Origin of the sequence: Polaribacter filamentus (genome assembly GCF_002943715.1) — a bacterium.
GTDB classification, from domain to species: Bacteria; Bacteroidota; Bacteroidia; order Flavobacteriales; family Flavobacteriaceae; genus Polaribacter; species Polaribacter filamentus.
The window spans coordinates 1-13,450 of sequence record NZ_MQUA01000015.1 but is presented as its reverse complement, the minus strand read 5'-3'; the positions used below and the strand labels follow the sequence as shown (position 1 = coordinate 13,450).

General features: G+C 30.8%; 11 protein-coding genes, 1 tRNA gene and 5 pseudogenes. 10 read left to right on the top strand and 7 right to left on the bottom strand.

Annotation, left to right across the window (positions count from 1 at the left end; all coding sequences use genetic code 11):
* Both purH (BST83_RS19495) and BST83_RS19490 read right to left on the bottom strand, forming a co-directional pair.
* A pseudogene (gene purH, locus BST83_RS19495) lies at positions 1 to 1,477 on the bottom strand (bifunctional phosphoribosylaminoimidazolecarboxamide formyltransferase/IMP cyclohydrolase); the annotation flags it as partial.
* Between the two features lie 343 nt (positions 1,478 to 1,820).
* Positions 1,821 to 2,272 (bottom strand): annotated as a pseudogene (locus BST83_RS19490) (GAF domain-containing protein).
* A gap of 134 nt (positions 2,273 to 2,406) precedes the next feature.
* Here BST83_RS19490 and BST83_RS19485 point away from each other — a divergent pair.
* Together BST83_RS19485 and BST83_RS21000 are read left to right on the top strand one after the other, a co-directional pair.
* Positions 2,407 to 2,775, top strand: coding sequence for an HYC_CC_PP family protein (locus tag BST83_RS19485; protein WP_104811374.1), 369 nt, complete (start codon positions 2,407 to 2,409; stop codon positions 2,773 to 2,775).
* A 112-nt stretch (positions 2,776 to 2,887) separates the two neighbouring features.
* A pseudogene (locus BST83_RS21000) lies at positions 2,888 to 3,130 on the top strand (carboxypeptidase-like regulatory domain-containing protein); the annotation flags it as partial.
* Positions 3,131 to 3,160: 30 nt separating this feature from the next.
* Here BST83_RS21000 and BST83_RS20995 read toward each other — a convergent pair.
* On the bottom strand, positions 3,161 to 3,376 hold the full coding sequence (locus tag BST83_RS20995) for a peptidase associated/transthyretin-like domain-containing protein (RefSeq protein ID WP_240614903.1): 216 nt from the start codon (positions 3,374 to 3,376) through the stop codon (positions 3,161 to 3,163).
* A gap of 113 nt (positions 3,377 to 3,489) precedes the next feature.
* Positions 3,490 to 3,858, bottom strand: coding sequence for an HYC_CC_PP family protein (locus BST83_RS19475; protein WP_104811374.1), 369 nt, complete (start codon positions 3,856 to 3,858; stop codon positions 3,490 to 3,492).
* A 134-nt stretch (positions 3,859 to 3,992) separates the two neighbouring features.
* Here BST83_RS19475 and BST83_RS19470 point away from each other — a divergent pair.
* The 8 genes and pseudogenes from BST83_RS19470 (at position 3,993) to rodA (ending at position 11,924) form a co-directional block, all read left to right on the top strand.
* Positions 3,993 to 4,444: pseudogene (locus BST83_RS19470) on the top strand (GAF domain-containing protein).
* 76 nt (positions 4,445 to 4,520) lie between these two features.
* Complete coding sequence (locus tag BST83_RS21225; RefSeq protein WP_302849435.1) at positions 4,521 to 4,649, top strand: hypothetical protein; 129 nt, start codon at positions 4,521 to 4,523, stop codon at positions 4,647 to 4,649.
* A 139-nt stretch (positions 4,650 to 4,788) separates the two neighbouring features.
* Positions 4,789 to 6,314 (top strand): annotated as a pseudogene (purH, locus tag BST83_RS19465) (bifunctional phosphoribosylaminoimidazolecarboxamide formyltransferase/IMP cyclohydrolase).
* Positions 6,315 to 6,389: 75 nt separating this feature from the next.
* On the top strand, positions 6,390 to 7,418 hold the full coding sequence (locus tag BST83_RS19460; RefSeq protein ID WP_104808052.1) for a rod shape-determining protein: 1,029 nt from the start codon (positions 6,390 to 6,392) through the stop codon (positions 7,416 to 7,418).
* A 272-nt stretch (positions 7,419 to 7,690) separates the two neighbouring features.
* Positions 7,691 to 8,275: a rod shape-determining protein MreC gene (gene mreC, locus BST83_RS19455; RefSeq protein WP_367889112.1), complete on the top strand. Its 585-nt coding sequence runs from the start codon at positions 7,691 to 7,693 to the stop codon at positions 8,273 to 8,275.
* The gene (gene mreD, locus BST83_RS19450) at positions 8,268 to 8,771 is read left to right on the top strand and encodes a rod shape-determining protein MreD (protein WP_104811373.1); all 504 of its coding nucleotides are present in this window, start codon (positions 8,268 to 8,270) and stop codon (positions 8,769 to 8,771) included. The genes mreC and mreD overlap by 8 nt, the downstream gene beginning before the upstream one ends.
* On the top strand, positions 8,771 to 10,663 hold the full coding sequence (gene mrdA / locus BST83_RS19445; protein ID WP_104811343.1) for a penicillin-binding protein 2: 1,893 nt from the start codon (positions 8,771 to 8,773) through the stop codon (positions 10,661 to 10,663). The genes mreD and mrdA overlap by 1 nt, the downstream gene beginning before the upstream one ends.
* Positions 10,644 to 11,924 (top strand): rod shape-determining protein RodA, encoded by a 1,281-nt coding sequence (gene rodA / locus BST83_RS19440; protein ID WP_104811342.1) that lies wholly within the window; start codon positions 10,644 to 10,646, stop codon positions 11,922 to 11,924. The genes mrdA and rodA overlap by 20 nt, the downstream gene beginning before the upstream one ends.
* Positions 11,925 to 12,316: 392 nt before the next feature.
* On the opposite strand, the gene rpsT is transcribed toward rodA, so the two are convergent.
* The 3 genes from rpsT to BST83_RS19425 form a co-directional block, all read right to left on the bottom strand.
* The gene (gene rpsT, locus BST83_RS19435; RefSeq protein ID WP_104811341.1) at positions 12,317 to 12,568 is read right to left on the bottom strand and encodes a 30S ribosomal protein S20; all 252 of its coding nucleotides are present in this window, start codon (positions 12,566 to 12,568) and stop codon (positions 12,317 to 12,319) included.
* Between the two features lie 38 nt (positions 12,569 to 12,606).
* Positions 12,607 to 12,678: transfer RNA gene (locus tag BST83_RS19430), tRNA-Glu, on the bottom strand.
* 95 nt (positions 12,679 to 12,773) lie between these two features.
* Positions 12,774 to 13,450, bottom strand: a 677-nt coding sequence (locus BST83_RS19425; protein WP_240614902.1) for a proline--tRNA ligase anticodon binding domain-containing protein, incomplete at its 5' end; no start/stop codon positions are given.

Genomic DNA, 13,450 nt, shown 5'->3' with positions numbered 1-13,450 from the left:
GGCGTTACAATAGTCTACACTTAGTTGATCTTTGATAGACCTCCAGGCTGAATTACGCTTTTAATACCAGCTTTATCTGCAATTTCTACACAGTCTGGAAATGGGAAAAATGCATCACTAGCCATGACAGATCCACTTAAATTGAAACCAAAATTAGTGGCCTTTTCAATTGCTTGGTTTAAAGCATCAACTCTGCTCGTTTGGCCCGTTCCACTTGCTAATAATTGCTTATTCTTAACTAAAACAATTGTGTTGGATTTTGTATTTTTACACAACTTAGATGCAAATAATAAATCAGCCAGCTCATTTTCAGTTGGTTTATTGTTTGTTGCATAGCTTAAATCCGCTAATTTGTCTGTAATATGGTCTTTATCCTGAACCAATAAGCCGTTTAATGAAGTTCGAATTAATTGATTAGGTAATTCAACTTCTTTCTGAATTAAGATTATTCTATTTTTTTCCCTTTTATGATGGTCAAAGCGTCATCAGAAAAACTTGGGGCAATTACAACTTCGCAAAATAACAAATGAATTTCTTTAGCAGTTGTAGCATCAATTTCTGTATTTGCAATTAAAACACCGCCAAACGCAGAAACAGGGTCTCCTGATAAGGCATCTACGTAAGCTTGTTTAAGTGTTTCTCTTTGCGCAAAACCACAAGCATTATTATGTTTTAAAATTGCAAAAGTTGGTGCTTCTCCTTTAAACTCTGCCATTAAATTTACAGCAGCATCTACATCTAGTAGGTTGTTGTAGCTTAATTCTTTACCATGTAATTTATCAAACATTGCATCTAAATCCCCAAAGAAATATCCTTTTTGATGAGGGTTTTCGCCATAACGTAAGGTTTTTGAAGTTTGATGACTCGCTTTAAAAACAATTTCATCTTCATTAAAATAATTGAAGATTGCAGTGTCGTAATGTGAAGAAATATTAAAAGATTTTGCAGCAAATTTCTTTCTTTGTTCAATGCTTGTTACTCCATTATTTTCTGATAGAATTGATAAAAATTCTTCATATTGATCCATAGAAGAAACGGTAAAAGTATCTTTAAAATTCTTTGCTGATGCTCTAATTAAAGAGATTCCGCCAATATCAATTTTCTCTACAATGTCTTGTTCTGATGCTCCAGAAGCCAATGTTTTTTCAAATGGATATAAATCAACAATTACTAAATCAATTTGCGGAATATTGTATTCTTTTAATTCAGCACTATCAGTTTCGTTGTCTTGTCTGTTTAAAATACCTCCAAAAATTTTTGGATGTAAAGTTTTTACTCTTCCGCCTAAAATAGAAGGATAAGAAGTTACTTCATCAACAGGAATCACATTGATCCCTAGTTCTTTAATGAATTTTTCGGTTCCTCCTGTAGAGTAAATAGTTACATTTAATTCGTTTAGTTTTTGCACAATTGGCGCTAAACCATCTTTGTGAAAAACCGAAATTAAGGCAGATTTAATTGTTTTTGAAGTGCTCATTTAATGTTGTCTTGTTAAGCATACAAAAATACGTAAACATTGAGTGAATCACAATAAAAATATAGTAACAAATAAGGCACCAGTAATCCACAATAAATTTAAGCAAATTTTGTTTTTCTTTTTATCAAAAGGCAAGTTATTATTCATCATTATCTAAAAATTTCGAAACCAAATAATAAATTGATCTAAAAAAGATTTCTTTTTTATAAATAAATTAGATTCGGGATTCCTAGAAGAAAAGGCAGAAACAGATTCTTGTTTTCTCATTACTTAAAAATTTGAGTCACAATAAGCATGCTATCCCTAGTGGATTTGAGCAAAAATGAAATATTTCCCAACAAAACTATAGAATTTTTGATAATTTTTCGCAAATATATTCCAAAAGGCGCTCATCTTTTTCTGTAAAAGTGTTTGCTGTATGAGAATCTATATCAATTTGACCAATATTTTGTCCAGCAACAAAAATAGGAATCACAATTTCTGATTTCACTTTCCAACCACAAGAAATGTAGTTTTCCTGTGCTGTAACGTCTTGAACTACAAAGTTTTTGTTGCTAACGGCAACTTGACCACAAATCCCTTTTCCGAAAGGAATAATTGTGTGCTCTGTGGGCTCACCAGTAAATTGTGCTAATTTTAATTCTTCTTTATCTCCGTTTTTAAAATAAAAGCCAACCAATCATAGTAAGAAATTTCGCTTTCTAAAAAATCACAAATCGCTTGTAATTTTTCTTCTTTTGTTGATTTTGATGCAATAATAACATCTATCTTTTGTTGTAAAATAGTTATATCCATATTTCAAAAATTGACTACAAAAGTATATCAAAAAAAATTATTTGATTGTGTTATTTGTTTTTTTAGTAAAAATCTAGAAGAAAATAAATAGGAGTCAGAGTTTGAAATTCTTATCGTAAATTTACAACTAGAACATGAAACAACTATTCACTAAAATATCGACTTTTCTGTTAGCATTCTTTGTCCTTTTTTCTACGTTCTCGTTTACGGTAGAAACGCATTATTGTGGCGATTTATTAGTGGGTGTTTCTTTTGTTGGTGAAGCTGAAAGCTCTACAATGAGTGCAGATTTAGCTGCGTGCGTAAAAAGGGATAACTGCTGTAAAGTAGAAATTCAAAAAGTTGTTGGCCAAAATCAATTGAGATTTCATCAAATAGAGAAGCTGTCTATTAGTAAACAACAGTTTATAGCCCTTTTTTTGTTTCTAAGAATGATTTATTTACAAAAAATAAATCAAAAAATAAGTTTTACAAAGATTTTTCTCCGCCTGATATTTGTTTAGATTATCAGATTTTATATCAAACTTTTTTAATTTGATTCTTATTTTTTAATAACAGTGATCATCTTTTCGGATGATAAAAACGTATGTTATTCAATAAAAATCAAAACATAAAATGAAAAAAATAATTATAAATAGTTTCTTGCTATTTATTCCAATCCTAGTCTTTTCTCAAGCAACTTTTACAGGAAAGATTATGGATAAAAATAATTCCATTGATAATGCAGGTATTTCTGGCGCTACGGTGCATTGGCTCCATACAAATGTAAGTGCAGTAACCAACGAAAAAGGGTGGTTTACCATTGCTTATAAGGAAGAATTTAAAAAATTAGTTGTCAATTATTTAGGGTATAAAACAGACACCATAACAAAAATTTTGGACCAATCATCATTTTTTAAATTCTTCCTTATAAGCAATGGTAAACCACCCTTTTTCGTTGGTTACTGCACTTACATTTGTATGGAGCCAATGCACCGTAGCGCCAGAAATACCTGCATTATCAATGGAATTATTTTTATCCATAATCTTTCCTGTAAAAGTTGCTTGAGAAAAGACTAGGATTGGAATAAATAGCAAGAAACTATTTATAATTATTTTTTTCATTTTTATGTTTTGATTTTTATTGAATAACATACGTTTTTATCATCCGAAAAGATGATCACTGTTATTAAAAAATAAGAATCAAATTAAAAAAGTTTGATATAAAATCTGATAATCTAAACAAATATCAGGCGGAGAAAAATCTTTGTAAAACTTATTTTTTGATTTATTTTTTGTAAATAAATCATTCTTAGAAACAAAAAAAGGGCTATAAACTGTTGTTTACTAATAGACAGCTTCTCTATTTGATGAAATCTCAATTGATTTTGGCCAACAACTTTTTGAATTTCTACTTTACAGCAGTTATCCCTTTTTACGCACGCAGCTAAATCTGCACTCATTGTAGAGCTTTCAGCTTCACCAACAAAAGAAACACCCACTAATAAATCGCCACAATAATGCGTTTCTACCGTAAACGAGAACGTAGAAAAAAGGACAAAGAATGCTAACAGAAAAGTCGATATTTTAGTGAATAGTTGTTTCATGTTCTAGTTGTAAATTTACGATAAGAATTTCAAACTCTGACTCCTATTTATTTTCTTCTAGATTTTTACTAAAAAACAAATAACACAATCAAATAATTTTTTTTTGATATACTTTTGTAGTCAATTTTTGAAATATGGATATAACTATTTTACAACAAAAGATAGATGTTATTATTGCATCAAAATCAACAAAAGAAGAAAAATTACAAGCGATTTGTGATTTTTTAGAAAGCGAAATTTCTTACTATGATTGGGTTGGCTTTTATTTTAAAACGGAGATAAAGAAGAATTAAAATTAGCACAATTTACTGGTGAGCCCACAGAGCACACAATTATTCCTTTCGGAAAAGGGATTTGTGGTCAAGTTGCCGTTAGCAACAAAAACTTTGTAGTTCAAGACGTTACAGCACAGGAAAACTACATTTCTTGTGGTTGGAAAGTGAAATCAGAAATTGTGATTCCTATTTTTGTTGCTGGACAAAATATTGGTCAAATTGATATAGATTCTCATACAGCAAACACTTTTACAGAAAAAGATGAGCGCCTTTTGGAATATATTTGCGAAAAATTATCAAAAATTCTATAGTTTTGTTGGGAAATATTTCATTTTTGCTCAAATCCACTAGGGATAGCATGCTTATTGTGACTCAAATTTTTAAGTAATGAGAAAACAAGAATCTGTTTCTGCCTTTTCTTCTAGGAATCCCGAATCTAATTTATTTATAAAAAAGAAATCTTTTTTAGATCAATTTATTATTTGGTTTCGAAATTTTTTAGATAATGATGAATAATAACTTGCCTTTTGATAAAAAGAAAAACAAAATTTGCTTAAATTTATTGTGGATTACTGGTGCCTTATTTGTTACTATATTTTTATTGTGATTCACTCAATGTTTACGTATTTTTGTATGCTTAACAAGACAACATTAAATGAGCACTTCAAAAACAATTAAATCTGCCTTAATTTCGGTTTTTCACAAAGATGGTTTAGCGCCAATTGTGCAAAAACTAAACGAATTAAATGTAACTATTTACTCTACAGGAGGAACCGAAAAATTCATTAAAGAACTAGGGATCAATGTGATTCCTGTTGATGAAGTAACTTCTTATCCTTCTATTTTAGGCGGAAGAGTAAAAACTTTACATCCAAAAATTTTTGGAGGTATTTTAAACAGACAAGACAACGAAACTGATAGTGCTGAATTAAAAGAATACAATATTCCGCAAATTGATTTAGTAATTGTTGATTTATATCCATTTGAAAAAACATTGGCTTCTGGAGCATCAGAACAAGACATTGTAGAGAAAATTGATATTGGCGGAATCTCTTTAATTAGAGCATCAGCAAAGAATTTTAAAGATACTTTTACCGTTTCTTCTATGGATCAATATGAAGAATTTTTATCAATTCTATCAGAAAATAATGGAGTAACAAGCATTGAACAAAGAAAGAAATTTGCTGCAAAATCTTTTAATATTTCTTCACATTACGACACTGCAATCTTCAATTATTTTAATGAAGATGAAATTGTTTTTAAAGCGAGTCATCAAACTTCAAAAACCTTACGTTATGGCGAAAACCCTCATCAAAAAGGATATTTCTTTGGGGATTTAGATGCAATGTTTGATAAATTACATGGTAAAGAATTAAGCTACAACAACCTACTAGATGTAGATGCTGCTGTAAATTTAATGGCAGAGTTTAAAGGAGAAGCACCAACTTTTGCAATTTTAAAACATAATAATGCTTGTGGTTTTGCGCAAAGAGAAACACTTAAACAAGCTTACGTAGATGCCTTATCAGGAGACCCTGTTTCTGCGTTTGGCGGTGTTTTAATTGCAAATACAGAAATTGATGCTACAACTGCTAAAGAAATTCATTTGTTATTTTGCGAAGTTGTAATTGCCCCAAGTTTTTCTGATGACGCTTTGACCATCATAAAAGGGAAAAAAATAGAATAATCTTAATTCAGAAAGAAGTTGAATTACCTAATCAATTAATTCGAACTTCATTAAACGGCTTATTGGTTCAGGATAAAGACCATATTACAGACAAATTAGCGGATTTAAGCTATGCAACAAACAATAAACCAACTGAAAATGAGCTGGCTGATTTATTATTTGCATCTAAGTTGTGTAAAAATACAAAATCCAACACAATTGTTTTAGTTAAGAATAAGCAATTATTAGCAAGTGGAACGGGCCAAACGAGCAGAGTTGATGCTTTAAACCAAGCAATTGAAAAGGCCACTAATTTTGGTTTCAATTTAAGTGGATCTGTCATGGCTAGTGATGCATTTTTCCCATTTCCAGACTGTGTAGAAATTGCAGATAAAGCTGGTATTAAAAGCGTAATTCAGCCTGGAGGGTCTATCAAAGATCAACTAAGTGTAGACTATTGTAACGCCAATAATTTGTCTATGGTTATGACGGGAACAAGACATTTTAAACATTAATAAATTTAATGTAAAATACAAATTATATTTAGTAGATTTGTACATACACATTTAGACAAAACAAGATACTATTTTATGGGTTTTTTCGATTTTATGACTGAAGATATTGCAATCGATTTAGGGACTGCAAATACATTGATAATTCACAACGGAAAAGTTGTTATCGATGCCCCGTCTATTGTTGCTAGAGACAGAATTACTGGTAAAATAATTGCTATTGGCCAAGAAGCCAATTTAATGCAAGGAAAAACCCATGAAAATATAAAAACAATCCGTCCTTTAAAAGACGGAGTTATTGCTGACTTCCAAGCATCCGAAGAAATGATTAAGGAATTTGTTAAACAGATTCCATCAATAAAAAAGAGATTATTTCCACCTGCATTAAGAATGGTAATTTGTATTCCATCAGGAATTACAGAAGTTGAAAAACGAGCTGTAAGAGATTCTGCAAAACACATGAATGCAAAAGAAATTTATTTAATTTATGAGCCAATGGCTGCGGCAATTGGTGTTGGTATTGATATTATGGAGCCAAAAGGAAACATGATTATTGATATAGGTGGTGGTACTACCGAAATTGCAGTAATTGCTTTAGGAGGAATTGTTTGTGATCAATCTGTAAAAGTTGCGGGCGATTTATTTACCAACGACATTATGTATTACATGCGTACCCAACATAATTTGCATGTTGGAGAAACTACCGCCGAAAGAATTAAAATTACAATTGGTGCTGCAACCGAAGATTTGGATACGCCGCCAGAAGAAATGCTGGTTCAAGGTAGAGATTTATTAAGCGGTAAACCAAAACAAGTACAAGTCTCTTATAGAGAAATTGCGAAAGCATTAGATAAATCTATTTTAAGAATTGAAGATGCTGTAATGGAAACTTTGTCTAAAACTCCACCAGAATTAGCCGCAGATATTTACAATACTGGTATTTATTTAGCAGGTGGTGGCTCTATGTTAAGAGGTTTAGATAAACGCTTGTCTCGTAAAACAGACTTACCTGTTTATGTCTCAGAAGATCCTTTAAGAGCTGTTGTTCGTGGAACAGGAATCGCTTTAAAAGAACTAAAAAAATACAAAAATATTTTAATGAATTAGCATTCTTACCGTTTAACAATGCAACAACTCATCTATTTTTTTCGAAAGTTTAAATATTTTCTATTCTTTTTATTATTAGAGTTTATTGCACTTGCTTTAATATTTAATAATCTTGATTTTCATAAAAGCAAATTTGTAAACTCCGCTAATGCTATAACTGGTGGCATCTACTTGAAAGCATCAAATATTTCAGAATACTGGAGTTTAAAATCAGAAAATAAATTTCTAGCTGAAGAAAATACTCGGTTAAAAAATCTTTTAGAAAAAATATATTGCTAAATATTAATAAAGAGACTGTTGTCATTGATACTATTACAATTGACACCACTAAATATCAACAGAAATATAGTTATTCAACTGCCAAAATAATCAAAAATAATTACGATAAAGAGTTTAACTTTTTAACGATTAATAAAGGTAAACTCCAAGGAATACAGAAAGAAATAGCTGTAATTAATAGCAAAGGAATTATTGGTATTATAGACAATGTTTCTGATAGTTATGCGAGAATACAATCTATTTTAAATAGAAATAGTAAAATTAATGCGCGTTTAAAAAACAGTAATTACTTTGGCACTTTAGGCTGGAACGGCAAAAACTATAATACAGTTCAACTTTCTGACATTCCAAGACAAGCACCACTAAAAATTGGAGATACCATTGAAACTGGTGGGAAATCAACTATTTTTCCTGAAGGAATCTTAATTGGTACAATATCAGAAATAAACAAAGGAAACTCCGTAGACAATAAAGTGAATGTTACACTTTTTAATGATATGAGTAATTTAGGTTTTGTATATATTGTAAAGAATTTTAATAAAGAAGAAATTAATACCCTAGAGGCACAAAATGAATAAACCATTTAACATAGTGGCATTATTTTTATTCCTACTTTTTTTGCAGGTTTTTGTTCTGAATAACATTTTGTTTCTTGGGTATATAAATCCTTATTTATATATTACTTTCGTTTTTTTATATCCATTAAAAAGCAATAGAATTCCATTTCTTTTTTACAGTTTTTTACTTGGCCTTTTTATTGATTTTTTCTCTGATTCTGGAGGAATTCATGCTTTTTCAATTTTATTTATCGCCTACTTAAGATTATTTTTTGTTCGAATATACTTCAGAAAGGTTGAAACTGACTATTCTTTTTTTAAGCTAAGTTCAGAGTCTTTTGGAAAAAATTTTAACTTTGTTGTAACTTTAACATTAATTCACCACTTAATCTACTTTTCTTTTGCTAATTTTAGTTTTCAAAATTTTTCCAACGTACTATTAAATACGCTGTTCTCAAGTATTTTTACATTGACATTGTACTTTTTAGGAACTTATATTTTTACCAAAAACGAATAATGAACAGAAGTTTTTTACTTTATTTTTTAATAACCCTTATGGGGCTAATTTTTATTGGTCGTTTGTTTCAACTCCAAATAATAAAAGGGGAGACTTACAATCCAATTCATAATGCTGCTGTAAAAATTGAATATGATTATCCTGAGCGTGGTTATATTTATGATAGAAACGGGAAATTATTAGTTGCAAATGAGCTTTCTTATGATGTTATGGTGCAACCAAATCAGGTAGGAGCAATAGATACACTAGAATTTTGTAACCTTTTGAAAATTGATAAAGTAGATTTTTTAATACGATTTCAAAGAGCTGAACATTATGCGTCTTATTTACCATCCGTATTTTTAAAGCAATTAGCCAAAGAAGATTTTGCTTTTTTACAAGAAAAAATGCACAAATACAATGGTTTTTATATTCAAAAAAGAATCATTAGAAATTATCCAATAAATGCGGCAGCCAATGTGCTCGGTTATATAGGTGAAGTAAATGAAGAAAAAGCTAAAAAAAACGATTACTATCAATCTGGAGAATTAGAAGGGAAAGATGGTGTAGAAAAACAATATGAAGACGTTTTAAGAGGTAGAAAAGGGAAAAAATATTTACAAAGAAATCGTTTTAATAAAGTTACTGGTTCTTATAAGAATGGTGTTATTGACACGCTTCCTGAAAATGGAAAAGATTTAACACTAACAATAGATATCGATTTACAGCTATTTGCACAACAATTAATGAATGGAAAACGCGGTGGTATTGTCGCTATCGAGCCATCAACGGGAGAAATTTTAGCATTAGTGACTTCTCCTTCTTATGACCCAAATATGTTAGTTGGTAGAAAACGCTCTATAAACTCCGCTAGTTTAATGGACCCAAATAATCCTGAAAAACCGACCTATGACAGAGGATTATTGGCTGCGTATCCTCCTGGATCTCCATTTAAAATAATGAATGCGTTGATTGGTTTACAAGAAAATGTTATTACAGAACAAACTTCCTTTTTATGTTTTGGGGGTTACAGCTATGGAAGAAGCGCTAATGCATTTATGAAATGCCATTGTGGAATTTACAATTCTCCTATCAGGTTAAATACTGCAATTGCACGATCTTGTAATAGTTATTTCTCTAATACCTATAAAAAAATTATAGAAAAAAACAACAAACCTTCTCAAGGATTAAACAACTGGAACAAGCACATAACAAGCTTTGGATTAGGTAATTACTTAGGATATGATTTACCTGCAGGTCAAAAAGGATTAATTCCTGATGCAAGTTATTATGATGCCAGATATAAATATGCTTGGGGCGCTTCTACAACCATATCTAATGCAATTGGACAAGGAGAAATTTTAACAACTCCTATTCAATTAGCAAATTTCACAGCAGCTATTGCCAACAGAGGCTTTTTTTACACACCACATATTGTTAAAAAAATCAATAGAAAAATAATTAACAATCCTGATTTTACGTCTAAAAAACAAACGACCATTAACAAAGAGTATTTTACACCAGTTATAGAAGCTATGCATGAAGTTTTTAAAACAGGAACCGGAAGATGGAGCCAGGTTGAGGGAATTGAAATTTGTGGAAAAACAGGAACATCAGAAAATTCTATAAAAATGGTTGACGGTATTAAGGTTCAAGCAAAAGACCATTCTATTTTAATTGCTTTTGCGCCAAAAGATAATCCAAAAATTGCAATCGCCGTTTTTGTGGAAAATGGTGGTTTTGGATCTACAATTGCAGCTCCAATTACGAGTTTATTAATAGAAAAATATTTAAACGGTAGTATTTCTGAAGCAAACGAATACAGAGAGCGAAATATATTAATGATGAGTTTGCAAGAGACGTATAATAATCAAACACCAAAAGATAAAAAAATTGCGTCAAGAAAAGAATAATATTTTTGCAGGTATAGATTGGCTTTTAGTTTTTCTATATATAATTTTAGTTGGTTTTGGATGGTTAAACATTTTTGCAACCTCTAAAACCGAAGAAAATCATGAAATCTTAGATTTCTCTACAAAATATGGAAAACAAATTCTCTGGATTAGCTTAAGTGTTCCTTTGATCATAAGTATTCTTTTCTTTAATTCAAAATTTTATGAAAAGTTTGCAAGTATTTTATACCTTATTTCTATCTTTTCTTTACTCTTACTTTTTCCCCTCGGAAATGAAATTAATGGCGCTAAGTCTTGGTTTAATTTTGGCGTTATGAGTCTGCAACCTTCAGAATTTGTGAAAGCTTGTACAGCTTTAGCCGTTGCTAAATTATTAAGTGATAGACAATACAACTTTAAGTTGGTTAAGAATCAAATAAAAGCTTTTATCATTGTTTTCTTTCCGGCACTCCTAATCACTTTACAGCCAGATGCTGGTTCTGCACTTATCTATCTATCCTTCTTTTTTGTGCTAAATAGAGAAGGTTTAACGCTTAATTATATTCTATTGGGAGCAGCTGTAATTGCCTTATTTGTTCTCACTATTTTTTTTGGAGCAAATACAATGTTTATTTCCCTTTTTATTATTATTTCTATAGTTACAGCCTATATAATTTATAGAGGAGGAAAAAGATTTTTTAGGTTTAATTGGTACAAAATTTTAGGCTTTTATGCCTTGGTTGCCCTGTTTATTTTCGGAACAGAATTTACCTATAATAACATATTTAAACAACACCATAGAGATCGTTTTGAAGTTTTACTAGGCATGAAAGTAGACAATGTAAACATTGGCTACAATTCGCATCAATCAGAATTAACTATTAGTTCGGGCGGATGGTTTGGTAAAGGTTTTTTGGAAGGAGATATAACTCAAGGAAACTTTGTCCCTGAACAACATACAGATTATATTTTTAGCACTGTTGGCGAAGAATGGGGTTTTATTGGTAGTAGTTTCGTAATCATAGTTTTTATGCTGATGATGTACCGAATTATTTATTTAGCAGAAACACACACTAATAAATTTGGTAGAATCTATGGATATGGCTTGGCCTCTATCCTATTCTTTCACGTGATTGTAAATGTTGGTATGGTTATCGGCTTGCTGCCAACTGTAGGAATTCCGCTGCCCTTCTTTAGCTACGGAGGCTCTTCTCTTTGGGGATTTACCATCTTACTATTTATATTCATAAGATTAGACGCTCACAAAAATTACGATTGGTAAACACACTCTAAATAAATAATTAAAACCAACTATTTTCGATGCAAGTTCATAAAGCTTTTTCCTGGTTTCATTTTGACAAAAAGTTAAAAACCAGCATCCGTTATTTTAGAGTTCAGTTTTCACTAGAACACTAATTTGGATCAACGCAAACAAGTCTTTGTAATCATTCTATGTGCAAATTAAAGCCTTTAAAGAACAGCTTAGAAGTTTTAGAAGTATAGAATTCCTCCTTTTTTGACTCTCAAATATTTATTCATATTCCTTAAATCCCACATCTTTTGGACTTGATCCTTTTTATCATGAATTTTTTTAAAATAAATATTTAGAACGCATAAAAAAACGCTCTGAACATAAATCAGAGCGTTTTCAATTTAAAATATTTTTTTAAAATCTTACAACGTAGCGACGTGCTTTGTTAATTTAGATTTTATATTCGCAACTTTATTCTTGTGAACAATATTTCTTTTAGACAATTTATCTAACATAGAAATAACCTTTCCTAATTTTGATTGTGCTTCTGTTTTATCTTCAACAGCACGTAAATCTCTAACTGCATTACGCGCAGTTTTATGCTGATATTTGTTCAGTACTCTTTTAGCTTCGTTGCTTCTAATTCTTTTTAAAGCTGACTTATGATTTGCCATAATTCTTAATTTATTAGTTTTTATATATTAAAACTTTGTAGTCCGTACGGGAATCGAACCCGTGTTACATGGATGAAAACCATGCGTCCTAACCCCTAGACGAACGGACCATAACAATTAAATACTTCTCAATTGCGGGTGCAAATATACAACGTTTTTTAAATTGTGCAATTAATTTTGAAAAAAAAATACTTTTTTTTCAAAATTAATATGCTTTCGCAAAAAGCACCCTTTTTAAAGAAGGTTTTCCTGTAAATACACAAACACCTACTTCTTCTTTAGCATCGTTAGGAACACACCTAATAGAAGCCTTTGTGTACTCTTTGATCCTCTCCTCTGTTTCTGATGTACCATCCCAATGTGCAGAGACAAAACCACCTTTATTCTTTATCACTTTTTTAAATTCATCAAAAGTTGTTACTTCTGTAGTGTGCTCTTTTCTAAAGTCGATTGCTTTATTAAATAAATTATCCTGAATTTCTTCTAATAAATTATTAATAAAGTTTACAACATCGTCTTGTGAAACAGTTTGCTTCTCTAAAGTATCTCTTCTTGCCACTTCCACTGTATTATTTTCTAAATCACGACTTCCAATAGCCATTCTAACAGGAACTCCTTTTAATTCATATTCCGCAAACTTTGCTCCCGGCCTATACGTATCTCTGTCATCATACTTCACAGAAATTCCTTTTTTGCGCAATTCTTTTACAATTTCAGCTACCTTTTCTGAAATAGCCTCCAATTGCTCCTGATTTTTATAAATAGGAATTATAGCAACTTGAATTGGCGCTAGTTTTGGAGGTAAAACCAATCCAAGATCATCTGAATGTGTCATAATCAACCCACCTATTAAACGCGTAGAAACTCCCCAAGAAGTTGCCC